Below are 22,653 nucleotides of genomic sequence, written 5' to 3' on the forward strand. Positions count from 1 at the left end.
ATAAGAAGACCGGTTTTAAAGCCGGTCTTTTTTTTGGGGAAAACATGAATATCGTCTGGTTTCGCAATGACCTTAGAGTAGCCGCAAACCCAGCATTGGAAGCTGCGCAACGTAATGGATTGGCCACGGTGGCCCTTGTCTGTCTGACTCATGAGAGCTGGTCGGAACATAACGAATCGCCTCAACGTATGGGGCTATGGCGAGATCGGTTACTGCAGGTTAAAGGCGAGCTTGAATCTCTGAATGTGCCTTTAAAAGTGATTCAGGCAGGGCACTTTGATCACTGTGCCAGTGCCATTAGAAACCTGGCAACAGAGTTGTCAGCAACTCACTTTTTCTTCAATCACGAGTATCCACTAAATGAGCAGTTGCGCGATGATGCAGTCGTTGCAGCCCTTCAACCCGATGTGAGCTGTCAGGGCTTTCATGGTGAGGTGATCATTCCACCGGGTGAGGTTAAAACTCAAACGGGCACAGACTTTAAAGTCTATACCCCATTCTCGCGTGCATGGCGGGCAGCGTTACCTCGATTTGACTACCTAATTAAAGCGATGAACATCCCTTTTCCAGCTGCCTCTGTTCCCTCGGATGAGATTCCAGATGATCTTGGCTGGCGCCCACTGTCCTATGATAAAGAGTTGTGGCCCGTTGAGACCGAAGCGATCCGTGAACGTGTCTACGAGTTTGTCCGTGAACGGGAGTTGGATTACAAAGAGCATCGTGACTTTCCAGCAATCAACGGGACCTCCCAGTTATCGCCTTACTTGACCATTGGTGCTGTGTCACCACTACAGTTGATGCATGTTCAAAGACAGGAGCGTGAGAACGATGGCTGGTTAGAGAGCAGTTGGCTCAATGAGATCATCTGGCGTGAGTTCTATCGTCACCTGACGGTTGCGTTTCCAGAGCTGTCTAAACTTGAGCCGTTTAGACCAGAAACTGAGCAGAAGATTCAGTGGTTGGATCGTGAGCCGCTGTGGCAGGCTTGGTGTCAGGGTGAGACAGGGTTTCCGATTGTCGATGCAGCGATGAAACAGCTGTTAACAACAGGTTGGATGCACAATCGACTGCGTATGGTCGTGGCCAGCTTTTTAACTAAATTAATTGGCATCGATTGGCGCCGCGGTGAGAAGTTCTTTATGGAGCATCTGATTGATGCTGATTTCCCATCCAACAACGGTGGTTGGCAGTGGTCTGCTTCAGTGGGTGCTGATGCCGCTCCCTATTTTCGAATCTTCAACCCGACTGCGCAAAGCGAGAAGTTCGATGCCAAAGGTGAATTTCTTGTGAAGTGGTTGCCAGAGCTGGCCGCGCTACCGCCTAAAGAGCGTCATAAGCCGGGGGCAGGGCAGGCGTTTGGTCGTCCCGCGCCGATCATTGATTACTCTCTTGAGCGAAAACGCGCGTTGGACGCTTATAAAGAGGGCTAGGATCTGGCACACTTCCTTCCAAGTTTTTTGGGAGAGTGTAAATGGATTGGGAAAGGCTGCTAACGCGCAAACGTTATGGTCACGACGAAGTAGAATCGGCGGAGCAGGGTCGAAGCCACTTCCACAAAGATCATGACCGAATCATCTTTAGTAGTGCTTTCCGTCGCTTGGGTCGTAAGACGCAAGTGCACCCTATGTCCCTCAACGATCACATCCATACTCGTCTGACTCACTCCATTGAGGTAGGCAGTCTTGGGCGTAGTCTGGGCATTCGTGCCGGCGAGTTGATTGCTGATCAGCTGCCAAAGGGCATATCGCCTGATGACTTGGGGATGATTGTGCAGTCGGCCTGTCTGGCTCACGATATTGGTAACCCCCCTTTTGGTCATGCTGGCGAGTACGCCATTCGTGATTGGTTCCGTCAGCGTCAAGAGGATCAGCGTTTCTCGCAGCTCTCTGAAGGCGAGTTTTTAGATCTAAAAACCTTTGAAGGTAATGCGCAGGGGCTCAGGGTCGTCACCAAGATCGAGAACCATCTCTTTGATGGTGGTCTGCGCTTAACCTACCCAACTCTAGGAACACTATTGAAATACCCTTGGACAGCTCGTCACGGTGGTAAGAAGGGTAAGTTCAGCTGTTATCAAGCGGAACTTCCTTTAGTAGCATCACTGGCCAAAGATCTTGGTCTGCCTCAGCTTGAAGAGGATCGCTGGGCGCGTCACCCTCTGAACTTCCTAATGGAGGCGGCGGATGATATCTGTTACGCCATATTGGATCTTGAAGATGCTATTGAGTTGAACCTGCTTAGTTTCGATGAGGTTAAACCTATCTTGTTAACGCTCTGCGGCGACCTGGAGTTTGATGATGAGATCTTCGCGACCCAGGCCTCTGCACGACGTAAGATTTCGGCACTTCGTGGTCGAGCGATGGAGAACATGGTCGACTCAGCGGTGCAGGTGTTTGCCGATCAGCTGCCAGAGATCTTGTCAGGTCAATATCAGGGTGAGCTTCTCAGTGATGGCGATCCCATGGTTAGAGATGGGTTGGCTGCAGCGAAACGTATCGCCCAAGAGCGGGTCTTTCCAGACAATCGAAAAGCAGAGCTAGAGGTGGGTGCCTATACTATTCTAGGTGTGTTGGTTGAGGCTTTTATCGAGGCGGTCTGGGAGCAGCACCAAAAGCAGGGAGAAGATCTCTGTTATCGCAGTGAAAAGATTATCGGTCTGATGGGGATTCATGCCCCCTCTTCGGGTGAGTCGCTCTATCAAGGCTACATGCGTGCCTTGGACTTTATTAGCGGTATGACCGACTCCTATGCAAGCTACCTTGCTCGACAGATCGGTGGAGGAATAAAGGTTTAATATGGCATCACTTCAAGATCAGCTTAGTCGACTCGTCTACAGCACGGAAAAAGGTAACCTCTGTCCTGATTGTGGCGAAGCGTTAACCGCTTGTATCTGTTCAGAGCAGGCAGAGCAGACGCGCATTGCCGCAATGGATGGGGTAGTTCGCATTCGTCGTGAAACCTCTGGGCGAAAAGGCAAAGCCGTCACTACCATTTCCGGTGTGCCAAGAGTTGAGTCTGAATTAAAGACGCTTCTGAAAAAGTTGAAGCAGGGGTGTGGTTCAGGCGGTGCTGTCAAAGAGGGAATTATTGAGATTCAAGGTGATCACCGCGACAAACTTAAAACCCTCTTAGAGAAAGAGGGTTTTACCGTTAAGTTAGCGGGCGGTTAGAGGCCGATTGCTCGCTCCGAGAGTGCTAGTTCCATTCGGGCGCGCAGCAAAGAGTAAAGCTGTATTGCCGCATCAATCTCCTCTTTGCGGTTCGTAAGACTCTCGATATTTAAGCCCAGCGGTAGATCCAATTCGGCGCAAGATTCCAAAATCATCTGCAAGTTGGTGTAACAGATCTTAATAGACTCTTTAAGTGGCTGATCGGCATCCAAAATTCGGTAGCTGGTCGCCTCTGGTACCGAAATACCCAACCACTTCATAAACTCAAGGGTCTTCTCACTGCCACAAGGTGTGAAAGTCAAAATGATTCGTGCCGGCTCCATATCGAGCTGTTTGCAGCGACGAGCATAGGAGGTCAGCATGTCGATGGTCGCTTGTGCGTTATAAACCGCTTGGAGATGAAGAAGTGACAGCCCTCTTTCTGCTTGGTCACCATGCGCTCGTGTTCATCGCCTTTTTTCTGATGGCGCTCTGCGATACAGACACCGCCAAGGGCAATTGTTTTATGAGACTCTTCCAGTGATTGGTAGGCATCATTCAAACTGAACTTGTAGTCACCTTCCGAGGAGGGGGCGCCAACCAGGACGATATTGTTCTGGTGGTAGGTCTCAGTCGTCTCTTCTACCCACTCTTCAAACTCTTGTCGACTACCTTGAGCAACACTGTTGTAGGTGATGGTTCCGCAGCCGCTCTTTTCGTGAAGCAATTTAGCGTAGTGGCGCGGGTCACGTGTTTGAGCAAAGGGGAATGGGCGAGGTGTGTCGATGCGAGTGCTCTCGTCCTGAATGTCATAAACGATAATGCCATCGAACGCGATACGGTCGAGTCGTTCCAGCAGCTTGTCAGCAATGCCTGACATCACTTCATCTTCGGTGCCCATTTTGGGTGGGGTAGTACCGATGACATAAACCCCTTGGTCCGTACCGATTAATTTGTCCTGAAGTGAGCAGCTCATCTCTATTCCAATTGCTTCTTTTAAGTGTGGCTTAGTATAAACGTGAGTGGATTTCATGAAAATTGCATATCCCATGAAATTTTTTTCTTAAGATATGCATGACGTTCAATTTAGAGCTTTCGAACGACGTTGACACCGTCGCGCAGAGTCAGAAAGACGTTTTCCACCTCGGGGTCCTCTGCAATCAGTCGGTTTGTTTCAACTAACACATCATCGATATCGGATTCTGGTTGAATGACCTTGCCAGACCAGAGCACGTTATCAAGTACGATTAAGCCACCTGGGCGAGTCAGCTCTTTAACCTTTAAGTAGTAGTTTAGGTAGTTGCGTTTGTCGGCATCGATAAAGGTGAAATCCAATGGGCCATCAAGTTGATCTGCAAGAGTTTCAAGGGTGTCGATGGCAGGACCAAAGATCACGTCAATCTTTTTGCCGTGTTCGCTTCGCTCATAAAAGGTTTTTGCGAAGTCGATCGCGCGTGGGTTGGTTTCACAGCAGATAAGCTTGCCATTATCCGGCATGCCTTCCGCAATGGATAGCGCTGAATAGCCTGTGAACATACCAATTTCAAGGGCGCGTTTCGGCTGAGCAATCGCAGAGAGCATCTTAAGTGTTCGGCCGACCAGGCGGCCAGATAGCTTTTGTGGCCATCCCATATTTTGGTTGGTTTGGTCGATCAACTCCTGCAGGAGTTCGGGCTCTGCTGAAGTAGAGATAAAGGCATAGTCTTCGACCTGTTCGTCGACGAGAAAGTCAGGCATGGGATACTCAGTTATTGATTAACGGTGGAGATGATGGCGCTGCCCCACATGGTGACGCTCTTTCCATCTTCGGTCCAAAGGTATTGGCAAAGTTTAATATCAGACTCAATGCAGCTTTGCTGGCTGATTGCGACACCGGTAGGTAGGGTTTGGCAGCCCTGTTCTGGCTCCTTGCCCACTCCATACAGACGTGCGCTCAACAGCGAGCGATAGAGAGACTCGGTTTCGCACACCCAGTGCTTTCCTTCATCGCTAAGAGCGTTGGCGGTTGGAGTGAGTGCAAGTGCAGCGAGCGATCCTAAAATTATTTGTCTAACTTTCATTTTAATCTCTGTGCAGGTCCGTACAATATCGCTAAAAGGAGATTATAACTATGAACGAATCGCTATACATCTTTCTGTTAACCGGCGTCTTCTCAATGTCGGCTGCGCTGAGTGTAGGTGCCATCAACAAAATGCCAGAATCTGATCGTCCTGCATGGTTTGCGGTGAAGCAGAATATGGTCATGATGGTGGTGCTCGGTAATCTTGCTGCGCTAACGCTGGTGGGTTCTCTGGCCTATGGATTTCAGACCTTGCACTGGTCGATTCCATTGAGCTCAATGTTCATCACCTTCCCGATCGTGCATCAGTTATTGGTGGTCAAATTGATCGGTGCTACCAAGGCACTATTCTTAACAGTTCCTGCTACCTTGGCCTCTATTGCGGTGCTCTATATCTACTGGCCCTAATCGTTAATTTGTCCTACCTAAAAACGCAGCCTCGGCTGCGTTTTTTGTTTTTAGTTCTTATGACGCAAAAATGTTGCGATGTTATGTGTAAATCTAATGTAAACCTAAGAGAGTGTTTTTTGCCGGTTATCAATAATATATTTTGATTTTGTGCTTACAATCTAATTTTAATGCAAATATTTTGCATAAATTAAAAATTATTGGCGTTTTATTTGTGTGTTAGTATTGTTGTTTCATATCTATAATTTGCATTAGTTTCGTTAATTTTTTGTAAATATAATTAAGTTACTGTTTATTTCTCAATAATGACGCAAAATTTGTGCGTAAATTATAAAATATTGTTATTTATATGATTTATATGGGTTGCATTGGTAGTTTTTGCAAAAATTTGTCATTAAATTAAAGATAAACGCAAATATTTTGCGTTAAGTGTTGGAATGCTTGGTTGGGTTGTGTATATTTTGAGCAATGGACGATTTAATCGTCATCACTGGCTTTAGGATTTGTAATCTGTGGATGCAAAAGATTGGGAGATAATTCGTGCGCTCCAGCAAGATGGACGTCGCACCACGAATGAGATCGCGGATAGCGTTCGTCTCTCAGGCTCGGCCGTGTCTCGCCGTATCGCACGTCTAGAAAAAGACGGCATCATTTCTGGTTACACCGCACTCGTAGATCCCGATAAGGTTGGTTATACCGCCACCGTCATGGTTGAAATTACGCTCGATAGCCAGTCTGATGCGGCTCAATCAGAGTTTGAGCGTGCGGTTGCTAAGGTCCCGAGTGTCAGATCCTGTTACCTAATGAGCGGCGATGCGGATTATCTATTAAAGGTAGCAGCAAGAGATTTGCGTGACTTTGAACGGTTGCGCCGAAAGGTTTTGAGTGATTTACCGCATGTTTCACGTATGCAGACGTCGTTTGCTTTACGCGAAATCGTCAATCACTTGGAGTACGCGCCGGAGAGCGCATAACAATGGTTAAACGTAATGAAAATTGGGTGTGAATCGTGGATTCAAAAATGATTGTAGCTCTTGATATCGGTACCTCTAAGGTCGTCTGTATGGTGGCCGAGATCGGTACGGACGGTGATATTGAGGTCGTGGGCGTCGGCTCTCACCCATCACGCGGTTTAAAACGCGGTGTGGTCGTTAACATCGAATCTACTGTGCAGTCGATCCAGCGAGCGGTTGAAGCGGCTGAGTTGATGGCGGGAGTCAAAATTCACTCAGTCAGTGTGGGCGTCTCTGGTAGCCATATTGCGAGTCAAAACTCACACGGTATTGTTGCTCTGCAGAGTAAAGAGGTGACTCAATCAGACGTAGAGCGTGTCATTGAGGCTGCTCAAGCGGTCGCGATTCCGGCGGATCAGCGCATTCTGCACATCCTTCCGCAAGAGTATTTGATTGATAACCAAGAGGGCATCAAAGAGCCGCTTGGCATGTCCGGTGTGCGTTTGGAAGCTAAGGTTCATCTGATTACCGGTGCGACTAACGCCATTCAGAATATTGAGAAGTGTGTTCGCCGCTGTGGTCTTGAGATCGATGCCGTAGTTCTTGAGCAGTTGGCATCGGGTTACGCGGTGTTGACTGATGATGAGAAGGATCTGGGTGTCTGCATGGTTGATATCGGCGGTGGTACCACCGATATCGCGATCTTTACTCAAGGTTCAATTCGTCACACAGCTGTGATTCCTGTTGCGGGCGATCAAGTCAGCAATGATATTGCCATGGCATTGCGCACCCCAATGCAGCATGCCGATCAGATCAAAATGAAGTACGCCTGTGCATTGGCGCAGTTAGCGCGTGCTGATGAGACGATCAAAGTTCCAAGCGTCGGTGATCGTCCTGCGCGAGATCTATCACGCCAAGCTCTGGCTGAAGTGGTGGAGCCGCGTTATGAAGAGCTGTTTACCCTAGTTCAGCAAGAGCTTCGCCGCAGTGGGTTTGAAGATCTAGCGGCAGCCGGCATCGTCCTGACCGGCGGTACTTCGAAGATGGAAGGCGCGGTTGAGCTCGCTGAAGAGATATTCCACATGCCTGTTCGTTTGGCTAAGCCAACGGGTGTAGGCGGTGTTGATGATCTGTTGAGTAACCCTATCTACGCAACGGCGATTGGTCTGTTGCTCTACTCGGCGGATAACGACCTTGATCAGCATGTGGATGCCGAAACAATGACCGATTTTGGTTTGATGCCGGACGATATTGCTGAGCATCAGCCCGAGAAAAAACGAGTTAAAAAAGAGCCATCAGAAGGGTGGGTCTCTAAAACAAAATCTTGGTTAAAAGGTAACTTTTAATCAGAGCTTAGTGGGCAGTAACCGGCAAAGATCGGGCCTGCCTTACATAAAACCTGGAGGAAGATATGTTTGAGTTAGTAGAAGATACAAACGAGAACGCAGTAATCAAAGTTGTCGGTGTCGGTGGTGGTGGCGGTAACGCAGTCAACCACATGGTCGCGTCGGATGTAGAGGGTGTAGATTTCATCTGTGCCAATACCGATGCTCAGGCACTTGGAAAAATGGCCGCTAGTACAGCCCTTCATATCGGTGGTGATATGACGAAAGGCTTGGGTGCTGGCGCTAACCCAGATGTTGGTCGTCAAGCAGCAGTCTCTGACCGTGAACAGATTGCCGACTCTTTGCGTGGTGCCGACATGGTCTTCATCACTGCAGGCATGGGTGGTGGTACCGGTACGGGTGCTGCACCGATCGTTGCCGAAGTGGCTAAAGAGATGGGAATTCTTACGGTGGCGGTCGTCACTAAACCCTTCCCATTTGAAGGCAAAAAACGCATGAAGATCGCGGAAGAGGGTATTCGTGAGCTGCAGGAGCAGGTCGACTCTCTGATTATTATTCCTAACGAGAAACTGCTTCCTGTCCTAGGTAAAAACACCAGCTTGATCAAAGCCTTTGGTGAAGCCAACGATGTACTTAAGGGCGCCGTTCAAGGCATTGCTGACCTCATTATCCGTCCGGGTATGATCAACGTCGACTTTGCAGACGTTCGTACGGTGATGTCTGAAATGGGCATGGCCATGATGGGTACTGGTCATTCACGTGGTGATGAGCGTGCAGCAGAAGCGACGGAAGCGGCGATTAAGAGTCCACTGCTTGAAGATGTTGATCTGAAAGGCGCAAGTGGCATTTTGGTGAACATCACAGCGGGTATGGACCTTAGCCTGGGTGAGTTCGCTGAAGTGGGTGAAATTGTTGAAGAGTACGCGTCAGACAATGCGACCATTGTGGTCGGTACCGTTATCGATCCAGATATGAGTGAAGAGCTCAAAGTCACGGTAGTAGCGACTGGTTTAGCTCAGGCTCAACAGGCGGGTGCCCGTGTTGTAAACAGTGATGTGACAACCGGTGGTCCAACTCAAGTAGAGGTGAAAACGGCGCCACCTACGGCCTCTGATTTCAGCCAGCTTGAGTTGCCAACAGTAATCCGTAATCGTCAGGCTCAACAAGCCGAGCAGGCGGTTGAGATGGAAGAGCCAGTACAACAGAAAACCGGTACTGATGATATGGAGTTCTTGGATATCCCAGCCTTCCTGCGTCGTCAGGCCGATTAATTAAGTTTTAAACCGTCCAGGTTTCCCGCTCCCCATTATTGGGTGAGCGGGTCTTTTACTGCGACGAGCAGAAACTCGTGATTCCCATCACCCCCTTTAATAGGGCTGTCGATGTAGGTCACTACTCTCATCTCTAACTCGGACATCAGCGTTTTAAAACGCTCCTCCAGCTCTTTATAGAGATCCGTCGATTTGACGATTCCCCCCTTGCCTATGTGCTCCTTTCCTAACTCAAACTGAGGTTTCACCAGTGTGACTAGGTAGCTCCCTCTGTCCAGTAGTTGGCAAAGTCCCGGCAAAATAAGGGTTTGCGAAATGAATGAGACATCCATAACGGCTAGATCAAACTGTCCAGTGGGGCTGTATGCTTTTAGCTCAGGCTTGAGTTCACGCGCGTTATAGCCTTCAAGGCAGGTCACCTTTGGGTTGGATCTCAGCTTCTGTGCCAGCTGGTCATGTCCCACTTCAATACCTAGTACAGAGGCGGCACCCTGTTGAACGAGGTAATCGGTAAAGCCACCGGTTGATTGTCCAACATCGATGGCATGAACATCGTTAAGATCAATTTGGCAGATCTCAACGGCGCCTTTCAGTTTCAGTGCACCACGCGAAACGTACTGGTCGACTTCAGACAGAGTCACCTGAAACTCAGTCGACTCGGGAAGCTTGATGCCGGGTTTGCTTAAGATGCGCCAGGCTTTATCAAGGTAGCTAACGCGCCCCTCTTTAATGGTACGTTGTGCTTGCGTGCGACTATCACACAGACCTTTATCCAGCAGTAGTTGATCAGCGCGTTTCATCTTGGCTCCCAAATTAGTTGGCTAATAGTAAACAAAGTTCTACTACTTGTCAGAACCAGGATCTCTGCGATAATGGCCTGAGTTTAATATTCTTGATCAGGAGCGCTTCATGTCTAATCGCAGCACCATCTCTACACCCAATGCACCGGCTGCCATTGGTACCTATTCACAAGCTGTCAAAGTGGGTAACACGGTCTACATCTCAGGTCAGATTCCTTTGATTCCAGAATCGATGGAGCTGGTGACTGAAAGCTTCGAAGCGCAGGCCGTTCAGGTGTTTGAAAATTTAAAAGCGATTGCTGAAGCGGCAGGTGGCTCGCTCAACGAAGCAGTGAAATTGACTATTCTTTTGAGTGATATGTCGCACTTTGCCAAGGTCAATGAGGTGATGGCGCGTTACTTCGACGAGCCCTATCCAGCGCGTGCTGCGTTTGCTGTGAAAGAGTTGCCTAAGTCAGTCGATATCGAGATCGATGCCATCATGGTGACAGCCGACTAATCATGCCTCGTCCTCTTGTTGCTGAGATCGATTTAGCTGCCCTCAAACATAATTTGGCACTGGCCAAGCAGCAAAATCTGCAGGCCAAAACTCTGGCCGTGGTTAAAGCGAATGCTTATGGTCATGGCGCTGTTAAGGTGGCGCTAGCCTTAGAGTCTGATGCCGATGCCTTTGGTGTTGCCTCTATCGAGGAAGCGCTAGAGCTGCGTGAGGGTGGCCTTAAAGCGCCTGTTCTGCTGCTTGAAGGTTGCTTTTCAGAGGAGGAGTTAGCCTCTTGTGAGCGTCAAAACTTTTGGGTGGTCTGTCACAGTGACTATCAAATTGAGTGGCTAATTCGCTATCTGTCGACGACCGATTGGCGACCACAGATCTGGTTAAAAGTGGACTCTGGTATGCATCGCCTCGGTTTTGATGCAGATGCCGTAGCGGGTGTAATGGAGCAGTTCTCCTCTATAGAGGGACTGCCTATACCGGTTATGATGAGTCACTTTGCCTGCGCCGATCAGCCTGCCCATCCTCGTAATGAGGTTGCACAGTCGCGGTTTAATCCAGTCAAAACTAACCTCAGTAGTTTTGCTAACTCTGCCGGAATTTTTACCCAAGCAACGCCTTCTGATAGTTGGCAGAGGCTAGGCATTGGGCTTTATGGTGGAACGCCGAGTGAGCTGGGTTTGCAAGGTTTGCAGCCTGCTATGACGCTGAAAACAGCCATTATTGCGTTGCGCGATATTTTACCGGGTGAGTCGGTGGGTTACGGTGCAACCTATACCGCGGAATCACCTCGTAAAATTGCGACGATCGCCATTGGGTATGCCGATGGCTATCCGCGCCAAGCGAAGCAAGGTACACCTGTGTTGGTTAATGGTGTTGAAGCACCGATCGTCGGTCGTGTCTCAATGGATATGATTACCGTTGATGTGACCGATTTGCCGTCAGTGTCGGTAGGTGATGAGGTGATCATGTTCAATGAACAGTTACTTGCGGATAGGGTCGCTAAATGCTGCGATACCATCGACTACACGCTGTTTGCGGGGCTAACAGCGCGTGTTCCTAGGCGGTATTCTGAGTGAGTCTCTGGAAAACGCTGTCAGAGCGGGTGACAGGCTGAAGGCCAGTCACCATGACTCCGTAATACGTTACGTGCACCGGTGACTGGCTTTAGCCTGTCATCCGCCTTCTATTTACGCTCCAACCTACCACATCAAATCATCAGGAATCGCGTAATCCGCATAAGGATCATCCTCATCACTCACCTGTTGATCGCTAGACAGAGGAATGATTCGTTCAGGACGACGCTGTTCTATTCGTTCTGCCACAACGGCCGGTACTAAAGCATAACCTTCACCGAGTTTAGCGACCCGTATCTGGGCGCGAGTAAGCGGCTGAAACATCGATTCATCGATGTAGATGTGCTTGATGGTCTTGCCATCAGCGAACTGGTAACGAGTCTCTGCGCGCTCTGATATCGTAATTTGATGATGTTCAATCAGCTGCTTCACTTGAGCATCGATCGCTCTCTCGGCCTGTTCGGCATCACGTGCCTCATTCAAGGCGCGATCTTGTGCCGCTTTCTGCTCGCGTTTGGCTTGGATATCCGCTTGCTGTTTGGCTTTTTCTGCAGCGACCTCATCAGGAGACTGCTTTTTCTTTTTGCGCTTCTCAATCGTCGCCTTTTTTGCCTGTTGTTTGTTAGCAAGGCCCGCTTTTAACAATTGGTCTTGAAGTGATCCCGCCATGACACCTGTTTCCATAAGTTCTAGAATGCGCGGAGTTTAACATAGCTTTTTCATTGAGGTATTTGTGAATTTAGTTGAGTGGTTAACCCTATTAGCGGTCTGTACTTTGGGGGCAGTTTCACCCGGTCCCAGCCTTTTGGTTGTTGTAAACCAGGCGTTAAATGGATCCCGTGTTCATGGTCTATTAACTGCAATCTCGCACGGTTTAATGGTCGGTGGTTGGGCTCTATTGACGGTCGTAGGGTTAAGTCAGCTGCTGGCTCGTTTGCCTTGGATAGAGGTGGGTTTAACCGTCATCGCCGCCCTTTATCTACTGAACATGGCACGCGGCGCTTGGCAGGGTGGATCGATGAAGATTGCGCCTGAAGAGCGCGCGCGAACCAGTTATTGGCAGGCGATTCGTGATGGGGCCGTTATTGCGACCTTCAATCCTAAGTTGATGCTCTTTTTTATTGCGATTTTTGCCCCTTTTGTCGGCTCTGAATCAACCTTTGAAACGCAGACGCTGCTGGTCGTAACGCCCTGGGTTACTGATACCCTCTGGTACATCATCGTTTCGCTACTGCTAAGTACACGCAAAAGCTTGGCGCTACTGGAAAAGCACGAGCAGCGAATCAATCGAGGCATGGCGGTGGCATTGACGCTTCTGGCGGGTGTGATGCTGTCAGGTCTGCTTTAACTTCATTTGCAATAGCCTAGCGGGGTGCTTATACTTCGCGCTCCTCATTCGAGGTGTTTTTGTGGTGGCTCCATTGGTCCTCCCGCAATGATAAACCGTGAACCTGGTCAGGCCCGGAAGGGAGCAGCCACAGCGGTCGACTCATGTGCCGGGATGTGGCTGGTGGGGCCATCTCCATTTCTGGTAAAAATTCCCGCTGTTTGACTCTCCCTCACCAACGATAAATGTTAGTATCGGGTTAAAATTTTCCGACCACTGAGGATAGGATGAGTTATCAGGTTTTAGCCCGTAAATGGCGTCCCCGTCGTTTCGTTGAAACGGTAGGGCAGGAGCACGTTCTAAAAGCGCTTGTGAATGCGCTCGACGAGAACCGGTTGCACCACGCCTATCTGTTTACCGGCACGCGAGGTGTGGGTAAAACCTCCATTGCACGTCTGTTTGCTAAAGCGCTGAACTGCCAAGAGGGCGTCAGCTCGGAGCCATGTGGTCGTTGTAGCTCCTGTATCGAAATTGCTGAAGGTCGATTTGTTGATCTTATCGAGGTCGATGCGGCTTCACGTACCAAAGTGGAAGATACCCGTGAGCTGTTAGAGAACGTGCAATACGCACCAACTCAAGGTCGCTACAAAGTCTACCTAATAGACGAGGTACACATGTTGTCGACCTCGTCATTCAATGCCTTGTTGAAGACGTTGGAAGAGCCACCACCGCACGTTAAATTCCTACTGGCGACAACCGATCCACAGAAACTGCCAGTGACCATTTTGAGTCGTTGTCTTCAGTTCAACCTGAAGAACATGGCGCCAGAGAAGATCGTCTCTCACCTTCAGTTTGTACTGGGCGAAGAGTCCATCCCCTTTGATGACGCTTCACTCTGGCTGATTGCGCGTTCTGCGGATGGGTCTATGCGTGATGCGCTGTCGTTGACCGATCAGGCCATTGCGTTTGGCTCTGGTGCGCTGCGTGAAGGTGATGTGCGTGCTATGTTGGGTACCATTGATCATCGCTTGGTGTTTGATCTACTGGATGCGATTGTGGCCGGTGACGGTAAAGCAACGATCGATCGAGTAGCAGCCATGGCTGAGTTTTCGCCCGATTTTGCTGGTGTATTAGCTGAGATGATCTCGATTCTGCATCGAGTAGCCTTGGCTCAAGTGGTGCCTGCTGCGATCGATAATAGCTTAGGGGATCAGGCTCAGATTCAAGCGCTTGCTGGCAAGGTGCGTGCAGAAGAGATACAGCTCTACTACCAAATCGCATTAACAGGCCGTCGTGATCTGCCGATGTCACCGAACCCTCGTGAAGCATTAGAGATGTGCTTGTTACGTATGTTGGCCTTCCGTCCTGTCGATCAGCGTCCTATCGATGCGCCACCCGTTAAGCCGTCTGAGATCTCTAGGCCTGTTGAAAATGAGCCTGCTGTCAGTGAGCCGGAACCACAGCCAGCGATCGAAACGCCAGTTGTTGAAAAGCCGCTAGAGACTCAAGCGACGCTAGCGCAGCCAGAGTCTGCTCCAGTGAATGATCCCCCGCCATGGGAGGATATTCCCGCTGAGGCCTATGCAGATCAGGAGCCAACGGCAAAAAAGTTTGAAGCGGACTCGATGGAGGCCGTATCGGCTCCGTTGGAGTCCGCTAGGGTTGAGCCATCTGAACCATTTAAGCCAGCTGAGCCCATGGATAAACTCATGGATGAGCCGGCTATTGACCCTGTTGAATCTAACGACAGTGCGATTGATCTGTTTGGCGAAGAGACGCCACTAGCCACTTACGATAAGCCGGATGAGCAACCAGTAGTTGAAGAGGTTAAGCCAGTAGAGGCAGTTGAGCCGGTTGAGCAGAAAGAACAGGCTAAAAAAACGCTAGAAAAATCAATTACGCTCTCCAATTTTGCGCTTGAAGATTGGGTGCATTTGATTGCCCAACTGGATCTAACCGGTATGACCGAGAGCTTGGCTAAGGCGATGTCCCTTGAGACACTTCAGGGGAACCGTATGGTGTTGCACTATACGGCTGAGCAGGAAGCGCTCTTCAATGATCAGCACAAACAACGTATTGCTGATGCGATTACCGCCTTTTTCCAAGAGCCGATGTCGGTTGATTTTCAGCTGGCTGAACAGACTCGTGAAACGCCGGTGAACTACCGTATTCGCCGTGCTGAAGAGCGACGCATAGCGGCGGTAAGGCATTTGAAACAAGATCCCAATGTGGAACGATTAATTGAGATGTTCGATGGACAGTTAGATGAACTCTCCGTTGAGCCTTTAGAGATAGAGTGAGGTCATAGTTATGATGAAAGGTGGAATGGGCAACCTAATGAAGCAGGCCCAAAAGATGCAAGAGGACATGCAGAAAGCGCAAGAGGAGATCGCTCGCGCTGAAGTGACGGGTGAAGCGGGTGCAGGTCTTGTCAGCATCGTTATGAACGGTCGTCACGACGTAAAACGTGTCAGCATCGATGACTCTTTGATGGAAGAGGATAAAGAGATTCTAGAAGATCTTATCGCTGCAGCGGTTAATGATGCGGTGCGTAAGGTTGAAACCACCAGCCAAGAGCAGATGTCGAAAATCACCCAAGGTATGGGTATGCCACCTGGCTTTAAGATGCCGTTTTAATTATGTCGTTAACCCCTAAGCTAGAATCGCTAATCAGCGCACTGCGTCGCCTACCGGGAGTGGGCCCTAAGACGGCTCAGCGTATGGCGTTGCACCTGTTAGAGCGTGATCGCGATGCTGCCATCCAGATCAGTGGTGCGCTGGCTGATGCTGCTCAGAATATTGGTGAGTGTGAACAATGCCACTCGCTCTCTGAGCAGGCCGTCTGCGATATCTGCAGTAATGCAGCGCGTGATCGTAAAACCTTGTGTGTTTTGGAATCACCGATTGATCTGATGGCGATCGAGCAGACGGGGGGCTACGCAGGCCTCTATTTTGTATTGGGCGGGCACCTGTCGCCGATCGATGGAGTAGGGCCGGAAGATTTGAAAATCGATCAGCTTTTGGATCGAGTCTACCAGGGCGAGATTAACGAACTGGTGTTGGCCACCAATCCAACGGTAGAGGGTGAAGCGACCGCTCACTACATTGCCGAACAGCTTCGCGATGTTGATGTCAGTATCAGTCGTATTGCTCACGGGGTGCCTGTAGGTGGCGAGCTTGAGTACGTAGATGGCGGTACTCTGGCGCATGCGCTGGCCGGTCGCCGCCAGATGGAGCGATAAGTTGATAGATTTTAGCGGTTACGACTTTGCCAAGCTGAGACAAGCGGCCAAAAACCCAATCTGGATCGATACCGAAGAGCAGTTGGCTCACTACTGTCAGCAGTGGTTAGAGGTGCCGTTGATTACCTTGGATACTGAGTTCATTCGTACCTCCACCTTCTACGCAAAGCCAGGCCTGATTCAAGTCGCTGATCAGCACAGTGTTTATCTGATTGATCCACTGCCTATAAAACGCTGGCGCCCATTCAGAGAGCTGCTAGAAGCGCCTCAGGTCTTAAAGGTTCTGCACGCTTGTGGAGAAGATGTTGAGTTGTTTAAACATCGCTATAAAGCGGCACCCTCACCGATGTTTGATACCCAAGTCGCGGCCGCTTTTTGTGGTTGGGGTTTCAGTATGGGACTTCAGCGTCTTGTTAAACATGCGCTGGATATCGATCTGGATAAGGGTGAAACCAAGTCCGACTGGCTACAACGCCCGCTAACTGATAATCAGACACTCTATGCGGCACTGGATGTCTGCTACCTAGCCGAAATCGTTCAGATGCAGTTTAAAGAGCTTGAGAAGTTGGGGCGCACCGAGTGGGTCAAAGAGGAGTGCGAAGAGCTAGTTGCCAGTGTCATTGCTAACGAAGCGAATATTGATGACTACTATCGACGTTTCTCACAGCTCTGGAATATTCCGACGCGTAAGTTAGCGGCTCTGCGAGACCTGACCATTTGGCGTGAACGCACCAGCCGTTTGAGGGATAAAGCCCGCAATCGCATCTTGTCTAACCATCAGATTATCGATGTGATTCAGCAGTGGCCCAATAAGCGCGACGATTTGAGAAAAATTGAAGGGTTGCGTTCAGGCAACGTCTGGGATTTTGGTAACGATATTATTCGCTGCCTGAAAAATGCCGATAAGTCAGCCCAAGATAACCCGCCAGAGCCGATTGAGCAGCCGCTGAAGTTCAAGTTTCATGCTCACCTTAAAGCCTTGCGTGCAGTTGGTGCCAAAGCGGCGGAGCAACACAATGTGGCGCCGGAGCTGATGCTGAGAAAACGAGATATTGAAGCGTTGATTCGCACAGGTGTTGAGACGGGTCATTATGAATTGCCAGATAGCCTATGTGGATGGCGTAAACCTTTGATTGGTCAGGCTCTGCTTGATCAGCTAGCAGAATTAAACGAGTCAAACTGATGTTAATTTGTTCTATTTATAAAAGCTCAAAAAAAGATGAGATGTATCTCTACGTTGATAAGCGTGAAGGCTTAGAGCGTGTTCCGGATGCCCTTATCGAGATCTTTGGTACTCCTGTTCACTCTATGGATATGCCATTAACTGCCGAACGTAAATTGGCGCGCGCCGATACCGCAAAAGTGCTTGAAAGCATCCGTGACCAAGGTTTTTACCTGCAGATGCCGCCTCCTAAAGAGGACTATATGCTCGATATCCACATGGATCGTCCAGAGACAGGCGTCCGCTAATGTCAGAGGTGTTTTGGCGCAGTAAATCACTGGAACAGATGACCCACGACGAGTGGGAGTCTCTCTGTGACGGCTGTGCCCTCTGTTGTCTGCACAAACTAGAGGATGAGGATACAGAAGAGGTCTACTACACCACCGTCGTCTGTCACCTTCTGAATACCGATAACTGCCAGTGCACGGATTATCCTAACCGATCCACTCGCCAGCCCAGTTGTGTCAAATTGCATCCAAAAGATGTCGAAGAGTTCCACTGGCTTCCGCAAAGTTGTGCCTACCGCCTGATCTATGAGGGGCATGAGCTTCCACAATGGCATCCGTTGGTCAGCGGTGATCAGCGCAGTGTCATCGAAGCTAACGCTTCTGTCTTGAGCTACTACGAAGTCAAAGATAACGAAATCACAGAAGATGAGTTCATCGATTACGTGATTGAGCCTGAATAATCTTCTTTTGCATGATCAATAAATCCTTAAATTTTGGTTTAAATGATTATGATTCTCATTTAGAATTGTTAGATAGGTTTAAGGATATTCATTGTGTCTCAAATTCAATGTGCCAATCTCTGGCAGATGAAACGGGGTATTCAAAGTGTTATTGAAGGGTTTACCCCCGCTTTGGATGCTGCTGTGAAAGCGCGTTTGGAGGAGCTGGGGTTCCATCAAGGCGCTCGCGTTTTATGTACTCAAGCACCTCGTTTGGGCGCTCCTAAATTGTATAAAGTGGGTAACGCAGTCTACTCACTTGAAAAGACAATCGCAGAGTGTGTGATTGCACATCCGGTCACGTCTGAATAATGAAACAACTACTACTGGTCGGAAGCCCCAACTCGGGAAAATCGATGCTGTTCAATCGTCTTACCGGTATGAATCAGCGTGTGGCAAACTTTCCTGGAATTACAGTCGATACCTCAACAGGGCCAGCGGTCGGTCGATCAGACTTATTAGTAGTCGATTTTCCTGGCGCTTACTCTTTAACCCCTCTTTCGGGCGAAGAGCAAGTTGCTGTAGATGCCTTCTATAAATTGTTGGACGTTCCTGTCGGTCACATAGAAGCCGTTGTCTGTGTTGTCGATGCGACCCGCATGGAAAAAGGTCTGGTATTTGCGTTGCAGGTTAGGGAGGCCTGTCGACGTGCTGGTCATCCAGTGATGATTGTGACCAATATGCATGATGTTCTTGAGCGTCATAATCAGAGCGTTGATGCTGAAGGGCTGTCGCAACGCTTGGATATGCCGGTCATTCCGATCTCTGCAAAGAGCGGTGTAGGCGTCGATCAAATCATTACACGCTCAGGGCAGGGGATAGAGGTTCCAAAGAGCGAGCTAAAAGAGGATCTGATTGCGTTTGACGCATCTGTGTTCCGAAATCTAGCGGAATCGTTGGCGAATGAGTTTGGTCCCAAAGGGGACTACCTGCTTCTGGTTCATAACCGAGCGGATCAATTCTTCCTCAGTACCCTGACGGGTGGTCTGAGTTTTCTGTTGATCATGTTTTTACTCTTCCAAGCGATATTCAGTTGGGCCGCTCCTTTGATGGATGGCGTAGAGTCACTGATTGGACTCACGGCAGACTCTGTGTTGCCTCTGATACCAAGCGGTATGCTGCATGACTTTGTTAAAGATGCTCTATTTGGCGGGCTGGGTGCTTTTTTGGTGTTTGTACCTCAGATTTTTATTCTGACGTTGATCGTCGGTTTTATGGAAGATTCAGGGTACCTTGCTAGGGCCGCTGTCATCTGTCACAGACCGCTTCGCGCTTTTGGTCTAACTGGTAAAAGTTTTGTCCCAATGTTATCGGGTGTCGCCTGTGCTATCCCAGGCATCTATGCAGCACGAACCATAGAGTCACCAAGACGTCGCTGGTTAACCTACTTTGCCATTCCGCTTATGCCTTGTTCGGCTCGACTACCTGTCTATGGGCTTCTTATTGTCGCGTTTATTCCCAATGAGTCACTTCTAGGTGGTGCAGTAGGGTTGCAAGGTCTGGCCATGTTGGCGATCTATCTATTCGGAATCGTTATGGCCTTGTTGATCGTGTCGTTACTCTCTAGAGTAAAGGCAGGTAAGGGGAGTGATCTCCCATTTGTTCTCGAGATGCCTCCCTATCGTCTACCGGGTGCAAAAACTTTAGGCCAGTTGGCCTGGTCACGCAGTGGTGATTTTGTGAAACGTGCAGGCCCCGTGATCTTCTGGGTCAGTGTGGTGGTCTGGGTGTTAGGCTACTTCCCTAATCAGGGGGCAAATTTGGGTGAATCCTGGTTGGGGGCTATTGGTAAATTCATAGCGCCTATCTTTGAACCCATCGGCCTGGATTGGAAGTACGGTGTTGCCATTATCGCGTCGTTCCTAGCGCGTGAGGTCTTTGTCGGCACACTGGGTACACTCTATGGTATTGAAGGTGCCGAGGAGGAGTTTACATCCTTGGCTCAACAGATTCAGGATTCTGGCATCTCTTTGGCTTCTGGAGTCGCTCTGTTTGTTTTCTTCGCCATTGCTGCGCAGTGTGTCTCAACTCTAGCAACGTTGCGCAGGGAGAGCGGTAGCTGGTCGCTGCCGGCCGGTCTGTTTGTGGGGTATGGTGTTTTGGCTTACAGCTTGGCTTTTGTGGCTTTTACTCTGATAGTTGGCGATTAGAGACTGGATTGTTTCCTGGACAGTGAATGACTACATCATTTTGAATTAAAAGATTGGCGAACTGATCATCGGGGCAGTCATTCGTAAACAGTCTTGATATGTCCTTAATGTGCCCTAGTTTCACCATGGGTGTTCTGCCAAATTTGGAGTTATCGCTACAAAGGAGTACCTCTGAGGCATTTGCTATAATGGCTTGTGACACTCTGACCTCCCTGAGGTCGTAATCAAGCAGGGTGCCATCTGGTTGAATACCGCTGATGCCTATGATTGCGTACTCCATCTGAAAGGTGTTTATGAGGTCTGTCGCTGGAGAGCCGACAATGCCACCATCACTGTTTCGAACTTCGCCACCTGCAACAATGACTGTGAAGTCACTCTTAGAGGATAAGGTAACAGCGACATTCAAGTTGTTGGTCACTACGGTCAGATTTTGTTTGCTCAACAGGGCTTCGGCGACTGCCTCTGTTGTGGTGCCGATATTGATAAATAGGGATGCGCCATCGGGGATATAATCAGCAACGAGTTTTGCAATAGTTTGTTTAGCGTCCGAATTAACACTTTTACGAGTTTTATAAGAGCTGTTTGTTGTGCTGTTTTCAACCGCACCAACACCACCATGATAACGTTTTACGCGCCCCTCCGTTTCCAATTGAGTGACATCACGTCTTATAGTTTGGGGCGTCACTTCAAGTGATGAAGTGAGTTCATCTATAGTCACAAAACCACTTTCAGCGATCTTATCGAGTATGAATTCAAACCTGCGATGTTGGCGCATCTAACATTCCGTAATTAACTTTTTTATTATCATAGTCATATATCAGACTTATAGCTATTGGGCTTTTTTACACTCCATCTGCTGCAAGGTAAGCATTAAGTTTGGCTTTGTTCTCTGTATCGATTCTTAAGCCAAGCTTCGTTCTTCGCCAAAGGATATCTTCAACAGTTTTTGCCCATTCATTATCCTGTAACCAGTTAACCTCTAATTCATAAAGGTTATAGCCAAAATGCTGCCCCAGCTCTTCAATATTTGTTGTCTTACCAAGTATATTGAAAGTGTCTGTTCCATAGGTTCTTAGCATTCGTTTTGCCCAACGGTTGTCTAGGAATGGGTATTTCATCTGAATCTTACTAAGCAGATTGTCACTATCTGTTAGTTCATAGTCTCCACCAGGAAGAGGGATACCCGCTGTCCATGCTCTACCCATTTGGGGATGAAATTTTTCAATCTCTCTCAAAGCGGACTCGGCAAGTTTTCGATAAGTGGTAATCTTTCCACCAAACACATTGAGTGCTGCTGCTCGTCCGTTGACAGAATCTACCTTTAGAACATAGTCCCTAGTTGCCTCAGTGGCTGAGGAGGCATTGTCATCGTAAAGGGGACGAACGCCAGAGTAGGTCCAGACAACATCAGAATCTTTTAGTGGTTTCTCAAAGTACTCAGAGGCAGCTTTCAAAAGATATTCTTGTTCTTCTGGAGTACAGTAAGCTTTTTCGGCTGGACCTTCGTGATCCACATCAGTTGTGCCAATTAAAGTGAAGTCATCTTCATAGGGGATAGCAAAAATGATCCGGTTATCACTCTGTTGGAAGATATAGGCGCGATCGTGATCATAAAGTTTCTTTACAACGATATGGCTTCCTCGAACTAGCCTGACGCCATGCTTTGAGTTCAGGTGAAGACTGTTATTAAGGACATCTGCTACCCAAGGACCAGCGCAGTTGATAACCGTTTTCGCCTGAACTTTCATTTCTTCATTAGTGATTAAATCTCTGACGGTTACCCGCCATAAACCCTCCACTCTTTCTGCGGACTCAACACGTGTCCTAGTGTGAATTTTGGCGCCACGATTTTCTGCGTCTCTTGCATTTAGGACTACTAGACGAGCGTCATCAACCCAGCAATCGGAATACTCAAACCCTTTCTTTAGTGACTTTTTAAGAGGGATACCTGTTTTGTCTTCTGCAAAATTAAGAGTTTTAGTGGCAGGTAAAATTTTTCTGCCCCCTAGATGATCATAGATAAACAGTCCTACTCTTAATAGCCAACTTGGACGAAGCCCTTTGTGGTGCGGTAAAACGAAGCGAAGTGGCCAGCTTATGTGCGGCATGGCTTTTAGTAAACGCTCTCTTTCGATAAGTGCCTCGCGAACCAGTCTGAACTCATAATATTCAAGGTAGCGTAATCCGCCATGAAACAACTTAGTTGAGCCTGAGGAGGTTGCTTGAGCAAGATCGCCCATCTCGAAAAGAGATACAGTTAATCCTCTACCAGCTGCATCACGTGCTATGCCACAACCGTTTATGCCACCACCTATAATAACCAGGTCTTTTACATCATTATGTTGCATTTCGTTCATTTGTGTTGTTTTTCTTCATTCGTTTATATTCGTATTAGGTGAAAGCTAACAAAAAGAAAATTTAAGTCAATAAAAACTT

At 48.7% G+C, this 22,653-nt stretch carries 26 protein-coding genes and 1 other RNA gene; 19 read left to right on the forward strand and 8 right to left on the reverse strand.

The features are described from left to right. Window positions 1-44 precede the first annotated feature (44 nt). From XMD530_RS07835 to XMD530_RS07845, 3 genes are read left to right on the forward strand one after another with little or no spacing between them, the layout of a single operon-like run. The gene (locus tag XMD530_RS07835; RefSeq protein WP_173481376.1) at window positions 45-1,430 is read left to right on the forward strand and encodes a deoxyribodipyrimidine photo-lyase; all 1,386 of its coding nucleotides are present in this window, start codon (window positions 45-47) and stop codon (window positions 1,428-1,430) included. Between the two features lie 41 nt (window positions 1,431-1,471). Then, complete coding sequence (locus XMD530_RS07840) at window positions 1,472-2,791, forward strand: deoxyguanosinetriphosphate triphosphohydrolase (RefSeq protein ID WP_173506993.1); 1,320 nt, start codon at window positions 1,472-1,474, stop codon at window positions 2,789-2,791. A gap of 1 nt (window position 2,792) precedes the next feature. Next, a complete protein-coding gene (locus XMD530_RS07845) occupies window positions 2,793-3,167 on the forward strand; it encodes a translation initiation factor Sui1 (RefSeq protein ID WP_173481374.1) in 375 nt (124 codons plus the stop codon). Here XMD530_RS07845 and XMD530_RS11515 read toward each other — a convergent pair. The 4 genes from XMD530_RS11515 to XMD530_RS07860 form a co-directional block, all read right to left on the reverse strand. Further along, on the reverse strand, window positions 3,164-3,529 hold the full coding sequence (locus tag XMD530_RS11515) for a hypothetical protein (RefSeq protein ID WP_371731747.1): 366 nt from the start codon (window positions 3,527-3,529) through the stop codon (window positions 3,164-3,166). The genes XMD530_RS07845 and XMD530_RS11515 overlap by 4 nt on opposite strands. After that, on the reverse strand, window positions 3,523-4,122 hold the full coding sequence (locus XMD530_RS11520; RefSeq protein WP_371731748.1) for a hypothetical protein: 600 nt from the start codon (window positions 4,120-4,122) through the stop codon (window positions 3,523-3,525). The genes XMD530_RS11515 and XMD530_RS11520 overlap by 7 nt, the downstream gene beginning before the upstream one ends. Window positions 4,123-4,232: 110 nt before the next feature. Beyond that, complete coding sequence (locus tag XMD530_RS07855; RefSeq protein WP_173481372.1) at window positions 4,233-4,883, reverse strand: O-methyltransferase; 651 nt, start codon at window positions 4,881-4,883, stop codon at window positions 4,233-4,235. An 11-nt stretch (window positions 4,884-4,894) separates the two neighbouring features. Then, window positions 4,895-5,206: a hypothetical protein gene (locus XMD530_RS07860; RefSeq protein WP_173506994.1), complete on the reverse strand. Its 312-nt coding sequence runs from the start codon at window positions 5,204-5,206 to the stop codon at window positions 4,895-4,897. Window positions 5,207-5,256: 50 nt separating this feature from the next. Between XMD530_RS07860 and XMD530_RS07865 the strand changes: the two genes are divergently transcribed. The 4 genes from XMD530_RS07865 to ftsZ all read left to right on the forward strand — a co-directional run bounded on the left by XMD530_RS07865 (window position 5,257) and on the right by ftsZ (window position 9,183). Further along, on the forward strand, window positions 5,257-5,613 hold the full coding sequence (locus tag XMD530_RS07865; protein WP_173481370.1) for a hypothetical protein: 357 nt from the start codon (window positions 5,257-5,259) through the stop codon (window positions 5,611-5,613). A gap of 512 nt (window positions 5,614-6,125) precedes the next feature. Further along, window positions 6,126-6,587 (forward strand): Lrp/AsnC family transcriptional regulator, encoded by a 462-nt coding sequence (locus XMD530_RS11525; protein WP_173481369.1) that lies wholly within the window; start codon window positions 6,126-6,128, stop codon window positions 6,585-6,587. A gap of 47 nt (window positions 6,588-6,634) precedes the next feature. Further along, a complete protein-coding gene (gene ftsA / locus XMD530_RS07875) occupies window positions 6,635-7,912 on the forward strand; it encodes a cell division protein FtsA (RefSeq protein WP_173481368.1) in 1,278 nt (425 codons plus the stop codon). Window positions 7,913-7,977: 65 nt separating this feature from the next. After that, window positions 7,978-9,183 (forward strand): cell division protein FtsZ, encoded by a 1,206-nt coding sequence (ftsZ, locus tag XMD530_RS07880; protein WP_173481367.1) that lies wholly within the window; start codon window positions 7,978-7,980, stop codon window positions 9,181-9,183. Between the two features lie 35 nt (window positions 9,184-9,218). Here the strand turns inward: ftsZ and XMD530_RS07885 are convergent, their stop codons facing one another. Next, on the reverse strand, window positions 9,219-9,983 hold the full coding sequence (locus XMD530_RS07885) for a TlyA family RNA methyltransferase (RefSeq protein WP_173506995.1): 765 nt from the start codon (window positions 9,981-9,983) through the stop codon (window positions 9,219-9,221). A gap of 109 nt (window positions 9,984-10,092) precedes the next feature. Here XMD530_RS07885 and XMD530_RS07890 point away from each other — a divergent pair, with 109 nt between their 5' ends. Then, a complete protein-coding gene (locus tag XMD530_RS07890) occupies window positions 10,093-10,482 on the forward strand; it encodes a RidA family protein (RefSeq protein ID WP_173481365.1) in 390 nt (129 codons plus the stop codon). A gap of 2 nt (window positions 10,483-10,484) precedes the next feature. Further along, a complete protein-coding gene (gene alr, locus XMD530_RS07895) occupies window positions 10,485-11,552 on the forward strand; it encodes an alanine racemase (protein WP_173506996.1) in 1,068 nt (355 codons plus the stop codon). A 123-nt stretch (window positions 11,553-11,675) separates the two neighbouring features. Here the strand turns inward: alr and XMD530_RS07900 are convergent, their stop codons facing one another. Continuing rightward, window positions 11,676-12,218: a DUF2058 domain-containing protein gene (locus XMD530_RS07900; protein ID WP_173481363.1), complete on the reverse strand. Its 543-nt coding sequence runs from the start codon at window positions 12,216-12,218 to the stop codon at window positions 11,676-11,678. A 64-nt stretch (window positions 12,219-12,282) separates the two neighbouring features. On the opposite strand from XMD530_RS07900, the gene XMD530_RS07905 reads away from it, so the two are divergent. The 10 genes from XMD530_RS07905 (at window position 12,283) to XMD530_RS07950 (ending at window position 20,217) form a co-directional block, all read left to right on the forward strand. After that, window positions 12,283-12,897 carry a LysE family translocator gene (locus XMD530_RS07905; RefSeq protein ID WP_173481362.1) on the forward strand — a complete coding sequence of 205 codons (615 nt, stop codon included), beginning with the start codon at window positions 12,283-12,285 and terminating at the stop codon, window positions 12,895-12,897. A gap of 71 nt (window positions 12,898-12,968) precedes the next feature. Continuing rightward, window positions 12,969-13,065, forward strand: an RNA gene (gene ffs, locus XMD530_RS07910) — signal recognition particle sRNA small type. Window positions 13,066-13,163: 98 nt separating this feature from the next. Further along, on the forward strand, window positions 13,164-15,176 hold the full coding sequence (gene dnaX, locus XMD530_RS07915; protein WP_173481361.1) for a DNA polymerase III subunit gamma/tau: 2,013 nt from the start codon (window positions 13,164-13,166) through the stop codon (window positions 15,174-15,176). 10 nt (window positions 15,177-15,186) lie between these two features. Then, the gene (locus XMD530_RS07920; protein ID WP_173481360.1) at window positions 15,187-15,513 is read left to right on the forward strand and encodes a YbaB/EbfC family nucleoid-associated protein; all 327 of its coding nucleotides are present in this window, start codon (window positions 15,187-15,189) and stop codon (window positions 15,511-15,513) included. A gap of 2 nt (window positions 15,514-15,515) precedes the next feature. Beyond that, window positions 15,516-16,118, forward strand: a complete 603-nt coding sequence (recR, locus tag XMD530_RS07925; protein ID WP_173481359.1) for a recombination mediator RecR — start codon at window positions 15,516-15,518, stop codon at window positions 16,116-16,118. Further along, window positions 16,066-17,301: a ribonuclease D gene (rnd, locus tag XMD530_RS07930; protein ID WP_254442830.1), complete on the forward strand. Its 1,236-nt coding sequence runs from the start codon at window positions 16,066-16,068 to the stop codon at window positions 17,299-17,301. Before recR ends, rnd begins: the two co-directional genes overlap by 53 nt. Next, entirely contained in the window at window positions 17,301-17,588 is a 288-nt protein-coding gene (locus XMD530_RS07935; protein WP_173484617.1) for a YcgL domain-containing protein, read from the forward strand. The genes rnd and XMD530_RS07935 overlap by 1 nt, the downstream gene beginning before the upstream one ends. Beyond that, window positions 17,588-18,028 (forward strand): YcgN family cysteine cluster protein, encoded by a 441-nt coding sequence (locus XMD530_RS07940; protein WP_173483100.1) that lies wholly within the window; start codon window positions 17,588-17,590, stop codon window positions 18,026-18,028. The genes XMD530_RS07935 and XMD530_RS07940 overlap by 1 nt, the downstream gene beginning before the upstream one ends. Window positions 18,029-18,121: 93 nt before the next feature. Beyond that, window positions 18,122-18,379 carry a FeoA family protein gene (locus XMD530_RS07945; protein WP_217362075.1) on the forward strand — a complete coding sequence of 86 codons (258 nt, stop codon included), beginning with the start codon at window positions 18,122-18,124 and terminating at the stop codon, window positions 18,377-18,379. Then, on the forward strand, window positions 18,379-20,217 hold the full coding sequence (locus XMD530_RS07950; protein ID WP_173488725.1) for a ferrous iron transporter B: 1,839 nt from the start codon (window positions 18,379-18,381) through the stop codon (window positions 20,215-20,217). Before XMD530_RS07945 ends, XMD530_RS07950 begins: the two co-directional genes overlap by 1 nt. Here the strand turns inward: XMD530_RS07950 and XMD530_RS07955 are convergent. Together XMD530_RS07955 and glpD are read right to left on the reverse strand one after the other, a co-directional pair. Continuing rightward, a complete protein-coding gene (locus tag XMD530_RS07955) occupies window positions 20,195-20,992 on the reverse strand; it encodes a DeoR/GlpR family DNA-binding transcription regulator (RefSeq protein ID WP_173484619.1) in 798 nt (265 codons plus the stop codon). The genes XMD530_RS07950 and XMD530_RS07955 overlap by 23 nt on opposite strands. Before the next feature lie 67 nt (window positions 20,993-21,059). Then, the gene (gene glpD, locus XMD530_RS07960) at window positions 21,060-22,574 is read right to left on the reverse strand and encodes a glycerol-3-phosphate dehydrogenase (RefSeq protein WP_173484620.1); all 1,515 of its coding nucleotides are present in this window, start codon (window positions 22,572-22,574) and stop codon (window positions 21,060-21,062) included. Between the last annotated feature and the right edge of the window lie 79 nt (window positions 22,575-22,653).

The sequence above is a fragment of the Marinobacterium sp. xm-d-530 genome, from assembly GCF_013283365.1.
Taxonomy (GTDB): domain Bacteria; phylum Pseudomonadota; class Gammaproteobacteria; order Pseudomonadales; family Balneatricaceae; genus Marinobacterium_E.

Bases quoted from the DNA above. Each gene is read 5' to 3' on its own strand.
- XMD530_RS07835 (WP_173481376.1), top strand. From the start codon at position 45: ATGAATATCGTCTGGTTTCGCAATGACCTTAGAGTAGCCGCAAACCCA.
- XMD530_RS07840 (WP_173506993.1), top strand. From the start codon at position 1,472: ATGGATTGGGAAAGGCTGCTAACGCGCAAACGTTATGGTCACGACGAA.
- XMD530_RS07845 (WP_173481374.1), top strand. From the start codon at position 2,793: ATGGCATCACTTCAAGATCAGCTTAGTCGACTCGTCTACAGCACGGAA.
- XMD530_RS11515 (WP_371731747.1), bottom strand. From the start codon at position 3,529: ATGCTGACCTCCTATGCTCGTCGCTGCAAACAGCTCGATATGGAGCCG.
- XMD530_RS11520 (WP_371731748.1), bottom strand. From the start codon at position 4,122: ATGAGCTGCTCACTTCAGGACAAATTAATCGGTACGGACCAAGGGGTT.
- XMD530_RS07855 (WP_173481372.1), bottom strand. From the start codon at position 4,883: ATGCCTGACTTTCTCGTCGACGAACAGGTCGAAGACTATGCCTTTATC.
- XMD530_RS07860 (WP_173506994.1), bottom strand. From the start codon at position 5,206: ATGAAAGTTAGACAAATAATTTTAGGATCGCTCGCTGCACTTGCACTC.
- XMD530_RS07865 (WP_173481370.1), top strand. From the start codon at position 5,257: ATGAACGAATCGCTATACATCTTTCTGTTAACCGGCGTCTTCTCAATG.
- ftsA (WP_173481368.1), top strand. From the start codon at position 6,635: ATGATTGTAGCTCTTGATATCGGTACCTCTAAGGTCGTCTGTATGGTG.
- ftsZ (WP_173481367.1), top strand. From the start codon at position 7,978: ATGTTTGAGTTAGTAGAAGATACAAACGAGAACGCAGTAATCAAAGTT.
- XMD530_RS07885 (WP_173506995.1), bottom strand. From the start codon at position 9,983: ATGAAACGCGCTGATCAACTACTGCTGGATAAAGGTCTGTGTGATAGT.
- XMD530_RS07890 (WP_173481365.1), top strand. From the start codon at position 10,093: ATGTCTAATCGCAGCACCATCTCTACACCCAATGCACCGGCTGCCATT.
- alr (WP_173506996.1), top strand. From the start codon at position 10,485: ATGCCTCGTCCTCTTGTTGCTGAGATCGATTTAGCTGCCCTCAAACAT.
- XMD530_RS07900 (WP_173481363.1), bottom strand. From the start codon at position 12,218: ATGGCGGGATCACTTCAAGACCAATTGTTAAAAGCGGGCCTTGCTAAC.
- dnaX (WP_173481361.1), top strand. From the start codon at position 13,164: ATGAGTTATCAGGTTTTAGCCCGTAAATGGCGTCCCCGTCGTTTCGTT.
- XMD530_RS07920 (WP_173481360.1), top strand. From the start codon at position 15,187: ATGATGAAAGGTGGAATGGGCAACCTAATGAAGCAGGCCCAAAAGATG.
- recR (WP_173481359.1), top strand. From the start codon at position 15,516: ATGTCGTTAACCCCTAAGCTAGAATCGCTAATCAGCGCACTGCGTCGC.
- rnd (WP_254442830.1), top strand. From the start codon at position 16,066: ATGGCGGTACTCTGGCGCATGCGCTGGCCGGTCGCCGCCAGATGGAGC.
- XMD530_RS07935 (WP_173484617.1), top strand. From the start codon at position 17,301: ATGTTAATTTGTTCTATTTATAAAAGCTCAAAAAAAGATGAGATGTAT.
- XMD530_RS07940 (WP_173483100.1), top strand. From the start codon at position 17,588: ATGTCAGAGGTGTTTTGGCGCAGTAAATCACTGGAACAGATGACCCAC.
- XMD530_RS07950 (WP_173488725.1), top strand. From the start codon at position 18,379: ATGAAACAACTACTACTGGTCGGAAGCCCCAACTCGGGAAAATCGATG.
- XMD530_RS07955 (WP_173484619.1), bottom strand. From the start codon at position 20,992: ATGCGCCAACATCGCAGGTTTGAATTCATACTCGATAAGATCGCTGAA.
- glpD (WP_173484620.1), bottom strand. From the start codon at position 22,574: ATGAACGAAATGCAACATAATGATGTAAAAGACCTGGTTATTATAGGT.